Below are 19,075 nucleotides of genomic sequence, written 5' to 3' on the forward strand. Positions count from 1 at the left end.
TGAAAAATTAACATCACTTCAAAATAATTTATATGTAATTATGTCAAATATTTTTATTATACTTTTTCCATAGAGATGTTCTACTTATTCCAAGAACTTGTGCAACTTCATTTTTGGAAAGCCCCTGAGCAAAAAGCATGCTTATTATTTTTTCTTCAACATACTTATTTACTTCTTTTATATCTATACTTACCTTACCATCATTTATCTTACTTATATCTATGACTTTATCTGTAGTTTCCATACTTGCTGTTGTTTCAACATTAAATTCTTCTACACTAGAACTAGGTACTACTTCTTTAGCCTTAAAGTTTTGCTCTTTTCTTAATTTAATTTTCCCTGTCACAACATACTTTTGAGCTATTGTTTTTAGCTCTCTAACATTTCCAGGCCAACTATAATTATATAGCGCATTTATCTCATCCTTAGTTAGAGCAAAATTTTCATCTATACTGTTTATTCCATGTAAACCATCATCCTTTAAAACTTCATTTACAAAATTATTAAACAATGGTATTATATCTTCTCTTCTATCTCTTAAAGGAGGGATATTTATCTCTAAACTACTTAATCTATAAAATAAGTCAGCTCTAAATGTACCCATAACTATTTTTTCTGTTAAAGATTCATTGGTAGCTGCTATGATTCTAATATCCAAAGGTATTATGTAGTCAGAGCCAATTCTCATTATTTGTCGCTCCTCTATTACTCTTAATAGTTTTGTCTGAATATTAAATGAGAGACTGTTTATTTCATCAAGAAAAAGAGTTCCTCCATGAGCAAGTTCAAATAACCCTCTTTTTCCACCTTTCCTAGCACCTGTAAATGCACCTTCTTCATATCCAAAAAGCTCACTTTCAAGTAAATTTTCTGCTATAGTAGCACAATTTATAGCCACAAAAGGCCTGTCTTTTCTTTTGCTTATATTATGTATACTATGGGCTATAATTTCTTTACCAGACCCACTTTCTCCATAAAGTAGTGTTGTGTAATCACTTTTCCCAATTTTTTTAGCTTCTTCAATAAATTCCTTTGTTAATTTATCTTTAAATAAAAAATCATCAAAAGTATATCTAGCATATAGACCTTTTTGATTTAAATCAAACCTTATTTTTCTTTCTAAATTTTGTAGCTTAGTTATATCTTGTATTATTCCTAAAACTCCATAAGTGCTATCATCTACTTTTATTAATGTTGTTCTAGTATTAACAATCAAGTTGTTTATATTTCTTATCTTCCTATCTTCTACATCATCTTTCTCATGTAGACAATCTAATAGCCATCCCATTTTTGGAAATATATCTAGAATATATTTATTAAGCGCGCATTTTCTTTCTACTTTAAGCATGTTTTTTGCACTTTCATTGTACAAAATTATACTTCCATTACTATCTATAGCAATTACTCCATCTTTTATACCATCTAATATATTTCTTAATACTTCATTATTAAATTTTTCCTCGCCTAATGTATCTAATAATTTCTTACAATACTCAACAGCTTCTCTTATAGATTCGTCACTGGCAGTTGCAAATACACTATCAATACCATATTGTCTCGCAAAAGAACACGCTAGACCTCCACCAACTATTACAACTTCATCTTTTTGGTCTATATACTTTACAACCTTACTTCTTATTTCGTATTTAGATTCAAACCATTCTTCAGTTATTTCAGTACTTATGACATTTCTCCAACCAACATAATCAAAAGAAACTTCATTATCTCCAAGTATTAATACTACTTTTTTAGAATATCGCTTTGCCATTTCTATTGCTCTTAGAAGGTCGGTTGATTTCATATTCATGGGTATTACAGGTACACTTACTGTGTCTATTACTAAACTATAACCTCCTCCTCTACCGATTATAGCTTGAGCACCTTTCTCAACAAGTATACGTCCTTGATTTTCCATTAAATCAAGATTAAGTATGTCGATTATTATAGTTCCATTTTCTACATCTTCTCTATATAATTCTTCTATTCTTTCTTTTAATTCAATATCAGAGGCTATAATTCCTATCTTCTTTTGCAATAAAATCACCTCAATTTTAAATTATAGTATATACTGATTTCTACCTGCTTTTTTTGATTTATATAGGTTTTTGTCTGCATCTTCAATTAATATCTCGACATCTTTTCTACTACGACATCTTTTTATACTTACTCCAGCACTTATAGTCACATAGTTTTCTACTTTAGAGTATATATGTTCAATTCCTTCAAATTCAAGAAGTTTAAAAATTCTTTTAATATATATTTCTATCTTATCAATCTCTTCAACATTTATTGATTTTATAGAATCTACTAGTATTAAGATTTCCTCTCCTCCATATCTAATTATGTGTTCAGTAATATCTATAAATACATTTTTTATAATGTCAGTTACTTTAATTATAACTTTATCTCCTGCTGGATGACCATAGTTATCATTATAGCTTTTAAAATAATCTATATCAATCAATATTGCCATCATATTTTTATCTCTATCTTCATTGAATAAATTCAATTGTTGTTCTAAGTATCTTCTATTATATAGTCGAGTTAGTCCATCAGTTAGAATATCATTTTCCAATTTCTTATTATTATCTACAAGTAATCTTAAACTTTCTTGTTTTTGTCTTAATTCATATTGTTTATGAATACCTTGTGATGTTTTATAAGAATTGTTTTTTTCCCACTTATCTGAATACCAATCCATACTTTTATAATATTCAATTGCTAGTTTGAACTCTTTTTTCAATTCATATCCTTTTGCTATTAGGCCATAAAATATCGACAGTTTTTTAGGATTTAATGAACTTTTTTTAACTAAGTTTAAACCTTTCAAATAATATCTTATTCCTTCATCTACATTGTTAAATTTTATATATAAATCTCCATATAACTTATAAATATAATCTAATTTAGAATTATATATAAAAACATCTCCAAAACTTTTATATATGTTTTTTGATAAAATCAAATATGCATTTACTCTTTCAAAATTACAAGTATCTTTCTTTAACTCTATTTCGGCTGAATATAAAAATATGAATGAGTACAAATAATCTTTATATACGCCTTCAACAACATCCATCAGTTCTATAGTTTTTTCTAAAACAACTTCTGCTTCTTTATTCATATCTTCTTTTAAATATGCCCATATAAGGTCTATTTTTATTGCTACTCTTTCAGTTGAACATACTGAATTATTATTATGTGCAACATCTAGTGCATTTTTTATATACTTTATGGCTTCTCTGTTATTCCCACTTTCTAAATAACAAAGGCTTATTATACATTTGCAAAAAGCTTCTATAGAATATAGATTATTTTCCTGGGCTAATCTTAGACATTCAATCAAATACTCCATACTTTTTATAAAGTTGTTAAATAAGTATAGATATACCCTACCAAATATATAATTTGCTCTACTTACAAGAACTTTATTTTTTAATTTTTTAAAAAAGGATACTTCCTCTACTAATAGTACTACTTCAGATTTAGTTTTATATAGTGCACTTATTTCTACACATAAACTCATATTAAACAAAACCAATAATTCATTCAAACGTTGTTGTTTTATAATTTTTTTGGCTAAAAAATAAAAATGATTTGCTTTATCGTATTTTTTTATAGAAATAGCAGATAGAGTAAGATAAATATAAATCTTAGATATTATATCTGCATCATCTTTTAGTGATAATTGTTTAATATCTTTTAGTGAAACTATCAAATAATTATACGATGCTTCTCTATCTTTTTTTACATAGTTTATTAGACTAATTAAATATAAAATATAGACTCTATCTTTAGCATCTATTTTTGTATTTAAAAGGTCTTTGTGATAATCCAAGATGTAGTTTAAATCGGTCAAATTCAGATAGAACTTAGTCAACATATCATATTCTATCTTTTTTATATTTCTCTTTAAATCTTCTATTAAACTCCCTTTCAAGTAAATCACCAATCCTATTTCAAGAGTTAAAAATTCTTAAAATCATAATAATGCAAACATCTATTTCTTCCAGTTTGTTTTGCTTTGTATAAGGCTTTATCCGCATTTTCAATTATTTCACTTATATCTATACTACTATTTTTACAAGTATCAATACCAATACTAATCGTCAAATCATCATTTAAGAATTTTTTTACAACCTTACATAACTTTTTTCCAAATACTTTGCTTTTTCTATAATCTTTGCATATAGACAATATTAAAAATTCCTCTCCTCCATACCTTATAACAGACATGTCCTCTTTTAAATATTTTTTTATTATCATAGTTATATTTTTAAGAGCAATATCTCCATTATAATGACCATGAGTGTCATTGTATTCCTTAAAATAATCTACATCTATCATAAATGCAGAACTGTACTCACTAATCTCTTGTTTTTCTAAGAAATTATTTAAATATGCTCTATTATAAGCATTTGTCAAAGGGTCGATGTATTTTTTCTTATCTAAATCGAGTTTTATTTTTTTCATATTATTTATTTCTTTTTCGATATGTTCATGTCTATAATTTAAGGAGTCTATATAATTTCTATTCCTAGCTTTCATATACATCTGTTTTAACTCATAGTACATTTTAAAGTATCTCATACTCATTTCATAATCTTGTATCTTCTCAAAACACATGTGTATAGTTTTATATGCTTCTTTCACATAATTATAATTTTTAGCTTCTTTAGCCTTTTCAAGAAGTTTTTTGCTTGTAATCAAAGACTTTTCATAATCTTCAAATATATAATATATATTAATCTGATGATAAATCACTTCTAAATCATATATTATATACTCTTCTACATTATTTATGTTATTTAATAAACTTTTAGCCCGATTTAAATAACAAGTTGATTTCTCAAATGATTTTTCATTACTTTCTGCATAGTACATAGCTAGATTTATACATAAGTCTAATTTTTCTACTTCTTTTAAATCTTGATTCTTAAATTTTTCCAAATATACTTCAGATTTTGCTAAATTATTTATAGCACCTGAATAGTCTTTAGTTTTTATTAATAATTTAGTTATGTTATTTGATGCTCTATACTTTTGAATTATATTTACGTTTGTATATTTCTTATTCTTTATTACTTCATTAAAGTATCCTCTTGCTCCTTCATAATTTTCAAAGGAACATTCACATTCCCCTAGCTTTATATCGCATAGTGAGCATACTTCTATATCTTTTGATAACTCTGCATATTTTCTTGCTTTTAAGAAATTCATTTTAGCAATTAATGCATCATCTAAAAACAAAAAATATATCTTACCAATTATAAAAAAATATATTTTTTTACAATTAAAATCATTAGTTTCTTTTACTTTTATATATAAGTCTTCTATTTCCTTAATTATTATAGAAGAATCAATACATTTACTTGCTTTAATATAAATCAATTGAGATTCAAAGATAATTTCTTCCACTAAAAAATTGCTCCCCTTACAAATAAGATTAAATTTATCTATATATATATCTGCTCTATTTACATCTTCATTCTTTAAACTTAAAATGGCTATTTGTGAATAAAAGCGTGCTAAAAACACATAATCTTTAGGTAAGTATTGTTCAATATATTTACAGGAAATCAAAATATACTTTTTCATTTTTTCACTAAATCCTTGAATACCATACAGTAAAGCTAGCAAAAAATTTAATTTTAATAACATTAAACTACTTTGTTCAGTTTTGTAGGAATTAATTGAATTGTTAATTTCATCAATTCTTTTTTCAACAAAGTTATTATTATTTAATAGTTTTTCATTCAAGGTCAGCTTAAACATTGAATCTAAAATTATACTATCTATATCTTCCAAATATTTATTATATATTGTAACCCACCTCCGACTTTCATTATCTCATAAATTTAGTAATTTTCCATACTATTTTTAAAAAAAGTCGGTGTCTTAATTTAGAAATTTCTCCTAAATTAAGACATAAATTACACTAAACTATACAATTTTCTATTTGAATTATATAATCTTGACAATTTTCGCAAATTATCACACTTACAATGTAACTATTATCAACTTTATTTGCTCTTGATAATTTATTAAAAGACATCCCTTTATAATCACTAGATATATTACTTATTACATATTTTCCATCCTTACTAAAAATATAAAAATGATATTCTAAAAACGGAAAGAATTTTTTCTTTTCTTTTACACCCTCCAAGCATAATGGGCATGCTTCTTGATAGTATTCTATATCAAAATCAACATCTTCTGATTCATTAAGTATCTCAATTATTTTTGGAATGCTTATTTCTTGAATTGGACTTTCTTCATCATTTATTAAAGCACTGCAATTATCTTCTTTTAATAAATATTCCTTGTTTTCATATATAAACTTGTACAAACTCATATTATATCCTCCTAATAATTATTAATCTCCCAAGTTATTCTACCACTTAAACATTCTTAATAAAAGTAATTGTTATATAATTTTATAATATTTCTTATTAAGTAAGTTATATACATATATTGTATACATATAATTTACTTAATTATCTTAAAACCCAACTTTACGTTTTGAACATCCAGTTTTTCAAAACCTATTGTCAAAATTCACTTTACCTATTAATATAAGTATATGAATACAGAGATTGGATATAGATGTAACACACTTAACTATTTTATAAGATACGATTTAGTATCAAATTTTATATATTGTATAGGGGGAGATACAGATGTATAAAGATAAAAGTGATGAATGTATACACTTAATGACTGCATATATTGATAGCATAAGTGGATATTATTCATTTATAGACACACAATTAGATGACTTTATGGTGAAGTATGGTGAAAACATTGTTGATTCAAATTTACATAGCATAATGATGTTGCTTTGTAAATGGGGATTAGCCTAACATTTCGAGCAACTTTTTTGTATATTGTATTCTATATTATTTATTCATTGATAAAAAAGAAATTGACATAAATTTAAAGGCTATATATAGATTAAAAAAATCTATATATGGCCTTTTTGAATTTTAATAAATATCCTATATATATACTATATCAACAAAAACAATTTAAGTTTATTTATCTAATATGCTATAATTTACTTACCTACAATAATAAAAATATCTAATATGTATTATTCAGTTTAACTAATCACAATATCATCTCTTCATTTACAATTAAGATATTTTCAATATAGTAATACTCAATTTTAATATAATGAAAAGGAGAATTTGATATGAACTATAATGAATTATTAGAATCTGCTAGAGATAACTTTAATGGAAAATGTAAAGTCTGTAAGATTTGTAATGGATTAGCTTGTGCTGGAAATGTTCCTGGCATGGGAGGAAAAGGAAGTGGCTCTTCTTTTATAGAAAATAGAAGAAGCTTGGAAAGAGTAAAAATAAATATGAGAGTAATACATAATGTTTCAAATCCAGATACTACTATCGAGTTATTTGGTAAAAAAATGAGTGCTCCTATATTTGCTGCACCTGTATCAGGTACTATGTTAAATATGGGTGGTAAGATTTCTGAAAAAGAATACATAGAACCTGTTGTTAGAGGTTGCTCTAACTCTGGAATCTATGCCATGGTTGGAGATACCAATGTAGATACTTTTTTATTGGATAATTTAGACGTTTTAAAAGATAATGCTGGAGATGGAATTGTATTTATAAAGCCTTGGAAAAATTCAAAGATAATAGAAAAAATTAGATTATCTGAAGAGGCTGGTGCTTTTGCAGTTGGTGTAGACCTTGATGCTTGTGGATTAATTAATAATCAGCTTCAAGAAAATCCTTTTTCACCTAAGACAGTTGAAGAGATTAGAGAGTTGGTTGAAGCGACTAAATTGCCTTTTATAATAAAAGGGATTATGACTGTGGATGATGCTTTGATGGCTGTAGAGTCTGGAGCTAGTGCTATTGTTGTTTCAAATCATGGTGGAAGAGTGCTTGATTACACGCCTGGTACTTGTGAGGTGCTTCCAGATATAGCTAAGGTTGTAAAAGGAAAGATAACTATACTTGCTGATGGTGGTGTTAGAACTGGTGTTGATGTGGTTAAGATGTTAGGTTTGGGTGCTGATGCTGTTTTGATGGGAAGACCTTTTGTTACTGCTTCTTTTGGTGGAGGTCTTGATGGTGTTGAGTTTTTTATAGATAAGGTTAGGAATGAGTTATGTGAAACTATGATTTTGACTGGTTGTCAAGAGGTTAAGGATATTGATGGTAGGGTTATATGGAAGTGATTGTAAAATAGTTTTATAGCATATATATTTAAATAGTATATTATTTCACATGTAAAAATAGTGTCTCATTTAAATTAAAAAATTACATTGAGACACTATTTAATATGTTTTTTAGATTTTAATCCTATGAAAGAGTAGGGTCAGTTAGTCTACCCAACTTATCCCAAGTAGCTGGTCCAACTACTCCATCTGCAGATAAACCGTATTTTTTTTGGAAACGTACAATTGTATTATATGTATCGCTTCCAAAAACACTATCTATACTTAAACCATAACCAAGTAAAGATAACATAATTTGTGCAGCTTTAACTTCTTTTCCACTATCATCTTTACGTATAACTTTTGTTGTACTTATAGTCAGATATTCATTACCCATAATTGTTATAGTTTTAGCATCTATGTTATAAGAAACAGTATAACGTGCATAAACACCTTTACTATTATCATCATTCATTAGATTAGCCGATTCTGGAACAAATATCTCATCATCTGGCTTAGGTTCTATATTTGCATCTTCACAATTCTGTTTATGTTCATCTCTTATTTCTTGTGGCGCATTTTCATATGTATATATGTATCCAGAAAGAGTAAAAGAATCTATATTTTTCTCTGAAACAACTTCCTTACTTCCTCCTTTACCTGTGTCAGCAAATGCTACACTTGTAAAAGTAAGCATTAAACAACACATAATCGCTAATGTTTTTTTTGATTTTTTTAACATAAAATCCTCCTTGTAATTATTTTATTAATTGATTGTAATCTTTTATATTCATTTCTATTATGTCATAGTCTCTAGGTATTTTACCTTGTAATTTGCATTTATCTTCATAAAATTTTCTAATTTTACTTGGCGCATCTTTATAATAAATATCTATAATTTTATCAGTCTTCTTATTCAATAAAAATTCATTAATCTTGTTATTCATTCCATTATTACTCTCATCAATTTTAATCTGAGCATCAACTTCAATAAAAGATGTTATCGAAGTCATAAATACCAAAATAGTAATTAGTATTCCACTTCTACCTTTCTTCTTAACAATACTATTTAGTCTTTTTTCTAAATTTGTCTTACTAAACTCTGTTGTCAAAATCCCACTTTGATAATTTTTACTTAACTTAATTGACTTTATAAGTGCTAATGCATATTCTTTCTTCTCTTTTAGAGAACAGTCATTCAAAACACTTTCATCACAACATAATTCACAATCGATATTTACTCTATTGCTCATTATATAAACAAGTGGATTAAACCAATATATTATTTTCACAAATAACACTGCAAACTTTATTAAAAGATCTTTATTTTTAAAGTGCATCAATTCATGTCTTAAAATCCAATTTAACTCATCCTTACTATAAGGATAATCTGGTAAAAATATGTACGATTTAAATAATCCCATACCTGCTGGACTTATCAGTTCATCAGAACCTCTTAATTCAATTTTCTTTTTTATTTTTAACTCCTTCAATAAATCTTTATAAAGACAGTTAACATTATCTTCTTCTATATCATAAGATACATCGACAACAAGATTTTTAAATTTTGTATACTTTACAAAAGTATATACTGCAATAACCATAGCTACAAATATCCATAAACAAGCTAAATACAACATAAAATTATTATCTGTAGGAACAGTGATTTCTGTAATATTATTTCCTACTACATTATTACTTTTTGATTCTTTTACTTCATACACTATTGTATAATTAAACATAAAAAGCAACATTCTAAAGACTATTACTAACCAAATATAATAATTGAACTTTTTACTAAAATTCTTAAATAAATATCTTTTCAAAAATAATAATAGACAAATACCAAGACTACATACAATAGTTGTCTGTATAAGATTTTCAAAAACTTGTATCATATAACTATTCATCCTTTAAATTATCAAAGTAATTTTCTAGAAAATCCAGCTTATTTTTATCTATAGCTTCATCCTCATGTAAAGCTGAAATTAAACTTACCAAAGAATCATTATGTATATTACTTAGGAAATCCTTTGTCTCAAAGTTTAAGTATTCCTGTTGCTTAACCACTATTGTGTAATGTGTATATCTATCTATTTTTTGAGCATATAAGAATTCTTTTTTTACTAGTCTTGATAAAAGTGTCAGTGTTGTGGTTTGTTTCCATCCATATTCTTGCTCCATTGCTTCAATAACATCTTTTGATGTCACTGTAGCATCTACTCTCCAAATAAATTTCATTACTTTTAGTTCTGCTTGTGGTATTTTTTTTATCATGATTTACACCTCCCCCAAAACTCTTTCTAACATAATTCTACAACAAGAGAATTTTTTAGTCAAATACTTTATGAAAAAATTGTGAATTTTTACATTTTATGTTAATTTTCTAATCTTTTTTAAAATATTATAAGTTAGATTTAATAATACAATTCATTAAATTTTTTATTATATTATTAATAACGACAATATATTAATATTTTTTATCTTGAGTAGTACCTAATTATGAATATTCTTTTTTACATGCAAAGAACATTATAATACTTTTTGGGGAAATAAACTAGACTAATCTTTAAATCGCTTTTGATATTAAATTTTTATGTATATTTTTTAAAAAGCTTTTGTTTCAAAGCTAAAATACTTTCTTTGTTTTATTACCACACTATAGTGTAAGTCAATTTATGCATAAATAAATTCTATCTCAATAGAGTCTTATATGCAAGAGAATTAAAGCAAACCTTTTCATCCAATTTTTACCATATAAGTTTTTTAAAATTCTTCTTTTTTCATATCCTATCGTTTCCTAAAGCTTTTTCTAGCCTAAGTCAATAATAGGCACCTTTTAACAAACAACCACATAGAAGTATTTCCATATAATTTATGCATTCGTTTTATTTTTTTAAGCAAAATTTATTTCATAATTTAAAATCTTTTTTATTTTCTCATAATAATATTGAATAATGGATTATATTCTAGTATTATATAGGTGTAGAATAAAACTAAATCGGCAAAACTAGAGAAATTTAGTGACGCAAAGCTATAGGGACTAAGACTTATAAAGTATCTTATGAGTTATGTCAGCCAGTTGCCAAAAAGATATTTTCTTTTTGTTTTTATGAAAGTTTTTTAGGGGGATGTAAAATGTTTATAGAGAAAATAGATACGTGTACACATGTATTAACTGCTTATATTAGTAGTTCACATGATTATTGTAATTTTATAGATACACAGCTAGATGATTTTATGCTAGAGTACGGAGAAAATGTAGTAGAATCATATTTATATCAAGTGATGGTCTTGGTAAATAAGTATAATTAGATAGATTTTATTTTCTAGAAAATCCTTTTTAGTTTTATCTACTTTTAAATAATCTTATAATAAATGATACGAATTTAATTCAAATATATTTCTTTTTTGTATTATAATCGTTATGGTTTTATTTTTTATAAAATCCAATAGAATAAAAATACAAAATAATATCAAAAACAAAAAAAGAAACTACAATCTATTGCTCTAGAGTGAATTTTCATAATCAATCATAGTAAGTTATTTTTTATAACACTCAATTTTTATATCAAGCTAAAAATCGCTCTTTCACAGAGTGACTTTTTACTTTTTGAGAAATAATATATATTTCTTAAGAAAGAATAAATGTATATAAATCTAGCTCTTAAAATAACACTCTAAATAAAAATTCCCTCATTTCTCCAGTTCATTTCTTATTAATAGATTGACTGTAGAATATAAAACTATAAATATTTTCAAGAATATATAAAATAATTTGCCACCAAATTACAACTTATAGTAGCAATATGGTGACAAATCAAACTTTTGTTATATTATATTAGAAACACTAGTTTTTTTATTTTTTAATCAATTTCTGACTTAAATGGAGTGTCATCAGCTTTTGCTATTCTGTATTCTTTATCAGTTATATAACCAAGTTCATGCATTTTATACAACACAGTCAACTGTCTCTTCTTAGCCTCTCCATGGTCAATATACCTCGCAGGATTATTGGTCATCCCCGCAAGCATAGCACACTCAGCTAGGTTTAACTCTCCAACTTTTTTACCAAAATACACTTCAGCTCCTTTTGCAGCTCCATATGCATTTTTTCCTAGGTACATATTATTTAGATACGCTTCAAGGATTTCATCTTTACTCATAATCTTATTCATCTGCTTTGCATTATACATATCCCTTATTTTTCTCTTCATAGTTTTATCATCACTTGTAAGCAGATTTTTTGAAACTTGCATATCTATAGTACTTCCACCTTGTGTTGTGTCTGTAAACACATTATTAAGTACTGACCTAGCTAAGGAAATAACATCTACTCCTTTATGCTTATAAAATCTCTCATCTTCTATTGAAACTATAGCCTGTTTTAAGTCCTTTGGCATTTGTTTTATACTGACAACCTCACTACTTATATATTTAGACTTAATTAATTTTTTAGTGACTTCAGGTGAACCTTTTATAGCTGAAACTGTAAAAATTGCACCTGCCACTGAAAATATAATAAGTGCCACTAACATAACAGATAATAATGCTCTAGCTATTTTAATTCTCTTTTGCTTTCTTCTTTTTTTGCTTTTTAATTTTCTATCTCTTTGCTTGTACTCAACTCTTCGTCTATCTCTCTGACTATAATCTGTATTTAAAGGTCTTACATTATCTCTTGTAAAACTATCTCTTTTTATAATATTTTGTGAATCTACCTTTTCACTCATTCTTTTACTAGAGGCTGTCTGAGAATTTTTATTTTTTTTACTTGTTGAAGTATAAGAATGTTTAGATTTTTTATTACTATCTTTATTATTACTAACTTTTTTACGTCTTATTTTATTATTATCATCATCATTGTAATAACCCATTTTAGTCTCCCTTCTTTATATAAGGTACATTATACATTGTTCCACAAAATAAATCAAAGAACAAAATTGTAAGTTTAAGGGTCAATTTTATAAAGGATATTTTCACTAATTTTCTCTATATTTGCGATTAATATTCATCTTTTATTTTTAAAAATAGCTTTGCAGTTGCTAAAGTGTCACTATCAGCTCTATGAGCATTTATATTCTCTATATTGTAATAAGCACAAGCTGTTTCAAGCTTCTTATTTTTTCCTTTATAACTTTTACATTTTTTTAATAATTCTAGTGTACATATATAATTATTTATTGGCTCTAAATCCAACTTTCTAAGATAGTAATTTAAAAACTTTAAATCAAATTTTGCATTATGTGCAATTATAGTTCTATCACCTATGTATTTTCTAAATCTAGGTAAAACCAACTCTAAAGACTCCTCTTTTTCTACCATTTCATTACTTATGTGTGTCAATTCCGTTATAAATGAAGAAATTATACCCTTAGGTTTTATTAACCTTGAATAGTTTTTTACAATTTCGTCATTTTTTATTTCTGTTACACCTATCTCTATTATTTCACAACCTTTATATGGATCTAATCCTGTAGTTTCTAAATCTACAACTACATATTCTCTCATATCTCTTCTCCTTATTATCAAATGGATATATTTATATTCTATATTTATGCAATATACTAATCAATACTTAATTTTATATGATATATGAAATTTTTACAAATTTTACTAAATATACAGCAGATATTCCATTATAAATAAAGATTATTTTACTATAATAATTAAATTTTTATCTTATTATCATTTAATCTATTTTGATAAACATTATTATTTAATTCTTTATTGCTTAATTCTTTAAAATCTAAACTTTTACATTGTTCATCATTTTCCCATATTCCTGCCTGCTTATTTCCATCACTTTTATATAATACACCTTTGCCATTTTTCTTATTATCTAAGAAATAACCTTTATATATATCATTATTTGGATAAGTTAATTTTCCTAGACCATTTTTAAAACCATCTTTAAATTCCCCTGTATATATTGAACCATCTTTATAAGTATATTTACCTATTCCATGCATCTTATCATCTTTCCATAACCCTTCATACCTTTCCTTACTTGAAAAAATATATGTTCCAAATCCATTTTTCTTCCCATCAATAAACTCACCTTTATATAAGTCTCCATTATCATATTTGAATACTTTTTCTCCCTTTAATTTCTTATCAATATTCTTATTTTTATCGCTATTTCTATCTTGTGTATATGTTTTTTTTCTCCTTGTCTCAATTAAATCTCTATCATAACGAAAACCTTTTTTTGACTTATTTTTTATACTAGTTTTTTTCTTATTAATAAAAACTCTAGCTAATTGAATAAATATAAATGCAGATGATAAACATATAAACACACATACTATTGTTCTAAAATAACTAGTTATATTTTCCATAAAAATCACCCTTTTACTATAAAAATTTATTTAAAATACCTAATATAATATATATTTTTATTAGTTGGCATTTATACTTTTAGGACTATATATTAAGTAAATCTCATTTTAAAAGAATCTCTCTTAAAATAAACTAAGTACAATAAACACAGATAATTAATAGATACGTATGAAATATCCTTGAATACTTCATATAAATATTTCTATACAAAGAAATAAAAAAGATGAACCCCAGAAAACAGAGTTCATCTTTTAATAAAAAAATATCTATTTACTATTAAAAATATTTTTTAATTTATTTTATCTATTCTTTTATAAGAACTTTTACAACTTCTGATATATACATAGTATGATAATCTTTCTTTGGATACCACTTTTCATCATTTTCTTTAGCATCAAAGTTTTCTGGTGGCATTGTATCATGATATAATTTTTTACAAACCATAATCATATTAGCTTCTTCAAAGGCTACTGTATCATCTATAAAATATGGTGTAAGTCCTGCTTTTTCTACTTTATTTGTATCTCTACCAGAAATAGTACCACAAATATTTAAAGCTTCTCTGTATTTTTCATCAAAAAATGCAATTGTAAATGTGTCATTATTATCTACAAACTCTTTTGTATATCTCTGTGGTCTTATGTAAGTTGTTACAACATTTTTACTCCAATACACTCCAACACCACCCCAGCTTGCAGTCATTGTGTTAAATTTATCTGAGTTCCCTGCTGTTATAAGTAACCACTCTTTACCAATTTTAGTGAATAGATTAAACTGTAGTTCTTCAATTTTTACTTCTTTAAATCCCATAACATCATCCTACCCTTCATCTTTTAATAAATAAGTCATTTGTTAAAAATTTAAATATATGCACTTTTATAATACAGCTTTCAAGATTATTTTCCATATTCATGTAAATTATAATACAACAAATCAATTACTTTCGCAAGAAGTAGTTTTTATATTTTTTAATCATAAAATGTCAATAAAATATATTAATTATAAAATATATAATACATTTATTAAATTTAGAATACTATAATATTAAAAAGGTAGAAAGTATATACACTTTCTACACTTATTACTATTTTATATATTTTTATAGTAGTTTAGTTCCATTTAAATATAGTTTTGTTCAAAAACTATCATAATCACCAAATTTTGTTCTATTAATTGTAAATTTTTATACTTTATTAATAACATTTAAGTTATTATTCTTATCAATATATATTTTCTCACTATCTAAATCTTCATCAAACATCTTTATTATATTTTCTATTTCGTTTTTGTATTCATCTTCATGTACTCTATAAAGCATTAAATCTTCTAATAAATCTTTTATATCAAAATACACATCTTCCAATAAATAAAAATATCCATCTTCTATATTCTTTAATTTATCTATAGTATCCAATTTTTTATCTATATCTTTTATAACTTCTATGTTTTGTATGTTTATATTTATAATTGTCAATAAGTACATTCTCACAGTTTTTATTATCTCAATAGAAAAATCTACAATATCATAATTTCCTTCTTTTTTATAAAGTGATTCTTTAAATTTATCAAAACAATCATTTAAATCTGGATTTATGTTATTAAATGGAGGTCTTATTATATCTAGCATTATTAAAATATTTTGTATATCTACATTATTTGTAATGGCCTCATCCAAAACAAATAAATTATATGCATCATTTAATGGGTCATGTGCATCTCCACTAAACTCTAAGTTGGCAAATTCAAGTAAATTTTTTAGTGATATATAGTTCATACATTTTATACCACACTCTATATATTTCTCTTTTATATCCACAAATAACTCTCTAATGTTGTTTACGAACCTTGGATGATTGTTTTTTTTAGAACTTCTCATATCAGTGTTATTGAAACATGTTAAATCTAAATTACCAAAAGTATATATTCCTTCAATCTCAGAAAATATGCCTAACCACTTTTTAAACTTTCTCATGACCTCTTCATAGCTTGGTGCATACTTTAATTCTTCTGAAGATATATGAGTCAACTCTTGTATATGAGGATACAACTGGGCATTACTTACTGGCTTTATTAAAGATTTAAACTTATCAATATTTTTTGTCTTTTCATCATACATAACTGCTCCAATTGCAATTATATCTGAATTTAATATATCTCTCTTTGATTTAGAATTTGGCATATTCATCTCAAAATCTATATATACTCTCTTCAATATAAACACCCTTTCCAATTGTTTATAGTGATTCTTTTAATTACTTTTATTCATAATTTTCTAAGAAAGAATGTTTCTCCCCATCTTTTTGCCACCCTAGTACCGAATCAAGATTTACGTTTTCTGCTGCTTTAAATATGGATTTTTCTACATTTTTAAAATTTGGCTCTAAACTTTTTATTAAATCTTTTATTTCATATCTTTTATTTCCAGTTTTTTTAGCAGCAACCATGCACGCACAATTTAAAGGCCATATACCACTATTTTGGATAAATCTTATAATGTGTTCTTCTCTTATATAATAAAGTGGTCTTATAATTTTTATTCCTTCAAAATTAGTGGAATTAAGCTTAGGAAGCATAGTTTTAAAATTTCCTGCACACAACAAATTAAGCATAGTTGTTTCTATTACATCATCATAATGATGACCTAATGCAAGTTTATTACACCCCAATTCTTCTGCTTTTGAATATAATGCTCCTCTTCTCATTCTTGCACACATATAACATGGATAATCTTTTGCAATTTCATCAGCTATTTCAAATATTCTTGAATCAAATAAATGTATTGGAATATTTAAATACTCACAATTATCTATAAGTAATTGCCTTATATTTGCATGATATCCAGGGTCCATAGCAATAAATTCAACATCAAAATTAACTTGTCCATGTCTCTTTAATTCTTGAAACATTTTAGCCATAAGAATACTATCTTTTCCTCCAGATATTGCTACAGCTATTTTATCCCCTTCTTCAACTAGTTTATAATCTCTTATTGCCTTTATAAACTTAGACCATAAATGTTTTCTATATTTTTTTATAATACTTTTTTCTATATCCCTTAGTGAAAGTCTTTCCTCAAAAGGAACTATAATTTCACAGCCTTTTCCTGATAGCTCACTCATTTAATCACCTCGTATATTTATGTTAATAATATTTTACAAAAAAGTCTACCTACTTCTATAAAATACTATAGTTTTACTTTAATTTTAATAAATACTTTATAGTTTACAATAACACATAAACTTATAATAACATAAATAAAGCCTTTCTTTTATTATCTTTTTTATTTTTCTCATTTAATATTTTATTATGAGTAACGATTTTTAAATGTATGAATATTATACACTAGATAGACTTACCTATCTATTTACAACAAGGAGGTTTTCATCTTGGAAAATAAAACTAGAGATATTAAAAAAAATTGTGGTTCATCTTTGGCTAGACCATATATTAATAATCAAATTTTCACAGAAATGTACTGCCTTTCTGATGCATTAAAATTTGGAACTATATTTCCAGAACTAAATTTATTAGAATCTGAAATGTACAACAAAGAATTATATGCTAAGCCAAAAAAATTAAGAGGAGGTAGAAGATAATGAAAGATTCATCTAGAGCTGAACTTATGAGAAAAATTCAGGAAACATCTTTTGCATGTGTTGATATGAACTTATATTTAGACACTCATCCTGATGATAAAAATGCTATCAACACTTACAATTCATTATGTAACCAATTTGCACAGGCTAGATACGCTTACGAAAATAAATATGGTCCTTTAACTAACTTTGGGTATGCTCCAAGTAGATGCCCTTGGCAATGGGCTGAGCAACCTTGGCCTTGGGACAGAGAATTTAATTATTAGACATCAAGTATTGGAGGATTGAAAATTCATGTGGATATATCAAAAAACTTTACAACACCCAGTTAATATAAAAACTTGTGACCCAAGAATGGCTAAGTTTCTTATAACTCAATTTGGAGGACCAAATGGAGAGCTTGCTGCATCTTTAAGATATTTAAGTCAAAGATATACAATGCCTACTGGTAATATGCGTGCACTTTTAACAGATATTGGTACAGAAGAATTAGCTCACGTTGAGCTTATATGTACTATGGTTTATCAGTTAACTTCTGATGTAAGCCCAGAAGAATTAAAAGCTGCTGGTCTTGGCTCAAACTATGCACAAAATGGATATGGAATTTATCCAACAGATTCAAATGGGGTTCCATTTGATGTAAGACCTATCGCAGTTATGTCAAATCCTGTAACTGATTTACATGAAGATATGGCTGCTGAACAAAAAGCACTTGCAACATATTATCAACTTATAAACTTAACAGATGATGTTGATGTTATAAACGTACTAAAATTCTTAGGTCAAAGAGAAATAATTCACTATCAAAGATTTGGTGAAGCTTTAATGGATGCTTATGAATTAGAGGAATGTCAAAAAATATTCTAAAATTCTTCTTTATATATAAAACTACAATTATTTACTAATTTACTAACTTACTTTTTCGCTTAAATTAGCTTAAAAA

At 25.9% G+C, this 19,075-nt stretch carries 19 protein-coding genes and 1 riboswitch; of the genes, 6 read left to right on the forward strand and 13 right to left on the reverse strand.

Going from position 1 to position 19,075, the window contains the following annotated elements:
- Positions 1–43: 43 nt before the first annotated feature.
- The 4 genes from IC173_RS11525 to IC173_RS11540 all read right to left on the reverse strand — a co-directional run bounded on the left by IC173_RS11525 (position 44) and on the right by IC173_RS11540 (position 6,358).
- A complete protein-coding gene (locus tag IC173_RS11525) occupies positions 44–2,035 on the reverse strand; it encodes a sigma 54-interacting transcriptional regulator (RefSeq protein ID WP_255613374.1) in 1,992 nt (663 codons plus the stop codon).
- 21 nt (positions 2,036–2,056) lie between these two features.
- Positions 2,057–3,883, reverse strand: a complete 1,827-nt coding sequence (locus IC173_RS11530; RefSeq protein WP_413927128.1) for a diguanylate cyclase domain-containing protein — start codon at positions 3,881–3,883, stop codon at positions 2,057–2,059.
- Between the two features lie 83 nt (positions 3,884–3,966).
- Positions 3,967–5,808 (reverse strand): GGDEF domain-containing protein, encoded by a 1,842-nt coding sequence (locus tag IC173_RS11535; protein WP_227855575.1) that lies wholly within the window; start codon positions 5,806–5,808, stop codon positions 3,967–3,969.
- Between the two features lie 130 nt (positions 5,809–5,938).
- Entirely contained in the window at positions 5,939–6,358 is a 420-nt protein-coding gene (locus tag IC173_RS11540) for a DUF3785 domain-containing protein (protein WP_227855576.1), read from the reverse strand.
- Positions 6,359–6,683: 325 nt separating this feature from the next.
- On the opposite strand from IC173_RS11540, the gene IC173_RS11545 reads away from it, so the two are divergent.
- Both IC173_RS11545 and IC173_RS11550 read left to right on the forward strand, forming a co-directional pair.
- Complete coding sequence (locus tag IC173_RS11545; RefSeq protein WP_227432649.1) at positions 6,684–6,866, forward strand: hypothetical protein; 183 nt, start codon at positions 6,684–6,686, stop codon at positions 6,864–6,866.
- A gap of 332 nt (positions 6,867–7,198) precedes the next feature.
- Positions 7,199–8,215, forward strand: a complete 1,017-nt coding sequence (locus tag IC173_RS11550) for an alpha-hydroxy-acid oxidizing protein (RefSeq protein WP_227432648.1) — start codon at positions 7,199–7,201, stop codon at positions 8,213–8,215.
- A 124-nt stretch (positions 8,216–8,339) separates the two neighbouring features.
- Here the strand turns inward: IC173_RS11550 and IC173_RS11555 are convergent, their stop codons facing one another.
- The 3 genes from IC173_RS11555 to IC173_RS11565 are packed head-to-tail and all read right to left on the reverse strand — an operon-like array spanning position 8,340 to position 10,471.
- Positions 8,340–8,936: a peptidoglycan-binding protein gene (locus tag IC173_RS11555; RefSeq protein WP_227432647.1), complete on the reverse strand. Its 597-nt coding sequence runs from the start codon at positions 8,934–8,936 to the stop codon at positions 8,340–8,342.
- Between the two features lie 16 nt (positions 8,937–8,952).
- The gene (locus tag IC173_RS11560) at positions 8,953–10,104 is read right to left on the reverse strand and encodes a M56 family metallopeptidase (RefSeq protein ID WP_227855577.1); all 1,152 of its coding nucleotides are present in this window, start codon (positions 10,102–10,104) and stop codon (positions 8,953–8,955) included.
- A complete protein-coding gene (locus IC173_RS11565; RefSeq protein WP_255612849.1) occupies positions 10,097–10,471 on the reverse strand; it encodes a BlaI/MecI/CopY family transcriptional regulator in 375 nt (124 codons plus the stop codon). Before IC173_RS11565 ends, IC173_RS11560 begins: the two co-directional genes overlap by 8 nt.
- Before the next feature lie 716 nt (positions 10,472–11,187).
- Positions 11,188–11,284: riboswitch (cyclic di-GMP riboswitch) on the forward strand.
- A 48-nt stretch (positions 11,285–11,332) separates the two neighbouring features.
- On the opposite strand from IC173_RS11565, the gene IC173_RS11570 reads away from it, so the two are divergent.
- Positions 11,333–11,509, forward strand: coding sequence for a hypothetical protein (locus tag IC173_RS11570; protein ID WP_227432645.1), 177 nt, complete (start codon positions 11,333–11,335; stop codon positions 11,507–11,509).
- 551 nt (positions 11,510–12,060) lie between these two features.
- Here the strand turns inward: IC173_RS11570 and IC173_RS11575 are convergent.
- The 6 genes from IC173_RS11575 to IC173_RS11600 all read right to left on the reverse strand — a co-directional run bounded on the left by IC173_RS11575 (position 12,061) and on the right by IC173_RS11600 (position 17,655).
- On the reverse strand, positions 12,061–13,071 hold the full coding sequence (locus IC173_RS11575) for a biosynthetic peptidoglycan transglycosylase (RefSeq protein WP_227432644.1): 1,011 nt from the start codon (positions 13,069–13,071) through the stop codon (positions 12,061–12,063).
- A gap of 127 nt (positions 13,072–13,198) precedes the next feature.
- Positions 13,199–13,705: a PolC-type DNA polymerase III gene (locus IC173_RS11580; protein ID WP_227432643.1), complete on the reverse strand. Its 507-nt coding sequence runs from the start codon at positions 13,703–13,705 to the stop codon at positions 13,199–13,201.
- 158 nt (positions 13,706–13,863) lie between these two features.
- The gene (locus tag IC173_RS11585) at positions 13,864–14,535 is read right to left on the reverse strand and encodes a hypothetical protein (RefSeq protein ID WP_227855578.1); all 672 of its coding nucleotides are present in this window, start codon (positions 14,533–14,535) and stop codon (positions 13,864–13,866) included.
- 304 nt (positions 14,536–14,839) lie between these two features.
- A complete protein-coding gene (locus IC173_RS11590; protein WP_227855579.1) occupies positions 14,840–15,346 on the reverse strand; it encodes a flavin reductase in 507 nt (168 codons plus the stop codon).
- A 373-nt stretch (positions 15,347–15,719) separates the two neighbouring features.
- Positions 15,720–16,757 carry a 3'-5' exonuclease gene (locus IC173_RS11595; RefSeq protein ID WP_227824162.1) on the reverse strand — a complete coding sequence of 346 codons (1,038 nt, stop codon included), beginning with the start codon at positions 16,755–16,757 and terminating at the stop codon, positions 15,720–15,722.
- A 37-nt stretch (positions 16,758–16,794) separates the two neighbouring features.
- Positions 16,795–17,655 carry a tRNA 2-thiocytidine biosynthesis TtcA family protein gene (locus tag IC173_RS11600; RefSeq protein ID WP_227432639.1) on the reverse strand — a complete coding sequence of 287 codons (861 nt, stop codon included), beginning with the start codon at positions 17,653–17,655 and terminating at the stop codon, positions 16,795–16,797.
- Between the two features lie 267 nt (positions 17,656–17,922).
- Here IC173_RS11600 and IC173_RS11605 point away from each other — a divergent pair, with 267 nt between their 5' ends.
- The 3 genes from IC173_RS11605 to IC173_RS11615 are packed head-to-tail and all read left to right on the forward strand — an operon-like array spanning position 17,923 to position 18,999.
- Positions 17,923–18,132: a spore coat associated protein CotJA gene (locus IC173_RS11605; protein WP_227432638.1), complete on the forward strand. Its 210-nt coding sequence runs from the start codon at positions 17,923–17,925 to the stop codon at positions 18,130–18,132.
- Positions 18,132–18,398: a spore coat protein CotJB gene (locus IC173_RS11610; RefSeq protein WP_021385274.1), complete on the forward strand. Its 267-nt coding sequence runs from the start codon at positions 18,132–18,134 to the stop codon at positions 18,396–18,398. Before IC173_RS11605 ends, IC173_RS11610 begins: the two co-directional genes overlap by 1 nt.
- A 28-nt stretch (positions 18,399–18,426) precedes the next feature.
- On the forward strand, positions 18,427–18,999 hold the full coding sequence (locus IC173_RS11615) for a manganese catalase family protein (RefSeq protein ID WP_227432637.1): 573 nt from the start codon (positions 18,427–18,429) through the stop codon (positions 18,997–18,999).
- Positions 19,000–19,075 lie beyond the last annotated feature (76 nt).

The sequence above is a fragment of the Clostridioides sp. ES-S-0048-02 genome, assembly GCF_020658495.1.
Lineage (GTDB): Bacteria > Bacillota > Clostridia > Peptostreptococcales > Peptostreptococcaceae > Clostridioides.

Bases quoted from the DNA above. Each gene is read 5' to 3' on its own strand.
- IC173_RS11530 (WP_413927128.1), bottom strand. From the start codon at position 3,883: ATGTTGACTAAGTTCTATCTGAATTTGACCGATTTAAACTACATCTTG.
- IC173_RS11540 (WP_227855576.1), bottom strand. From the start codon at position 6,358: ATGAGTTTGTACAAGTTTATATATGAAAACAAGGAATATTTATTAAAA.
- IC173_RS11545 (WP_227432649.1), top strand. From the start codon at position 6,684: ATGTATAAAGATAAAAGTGATGAATGTATACACTTAATGACTGCATAT.
- IC173_RS11550 (WP_227432648.1), top strand. From the start codon at position 7,199: ATGAACTATAATGAATTATTAGAATCTGCTAGAGATAACTTTAATGGA.
- IC173_RS11555 (WP_227432647.1), bottom strand. From the start codon at position 8,936: ATGTTAAAAAAATCAAAAAAAACATTAGCGATTATGTGTTGTTTAATG.
- IC173_RS11560 (WP_227855577.1), bottom strand. From the start codon at position 10,104: ATGAATAGTTATATGATACAAGTTTTTGAAAATCTTATACAGACAACT.
- IC173_RS11565 (WP_255612849.1), bottom strand. From the start codon at position 10,471: ATGATAAAAAAAATACCACAAGCAGAACTAAAAGTAATGAAATTTATT.
- IC173_RS11570 (WP_227432645.1), top strand. From the start codon at position 11,333: ATGTTTATAGAGAAAATAGATACGTGTACACATGTATTAACTGCTTAT.
- IC173_RS11575 (WP_227432644.1), bottom strand. From the start codon at position 13,071: ATGGGTTATTACAATGATGATGATAATAATAAAATAAGACGTAAAAAA.
- IC173_RS11580 (WP_227432643.1), bottom strand. From the start codon at position 13,705: ATGAGAGAATATGTAGTTGTAGATTTAGAAACTACAGGATTAGATCCA.
- IC173_RS11585 (WP_227855578.1), bottom strand. From the start codon at position 14,535: ATGGAAAATATAACTAGTTATTTTAGAACAATAGTATGTGTGTTTATA.
- IC173_RS11590 (WP_227855579.1), bottom strand. From the start codon at position 15,346: ATGGGATTTAAAGAAGTAAAAATTGAAGAACTACAGTTTAATCTATTC.
- IC173_RS11600 (WP_227432639.1), bottom strand. From the start codon at position 17,655: ATGAGTGAGCTATCAGGAAAAGGCTGTGAAATTATAGTTCCTTTTGAG.
- IC173_RS11610 (WP_021385274.1), top strand. From the start codon at position 18,132: ATGAAAGATTCATCTAGAGCTGAACTTATGAGAAAAATTCAGGAAACA.
- IC173_RS11615 (WP_227432637.1), top strand. From the start codon at position 18,427: ATGTGGATATATCAAAAAACTTTACAACACCCAGTTAATATAAAAACT.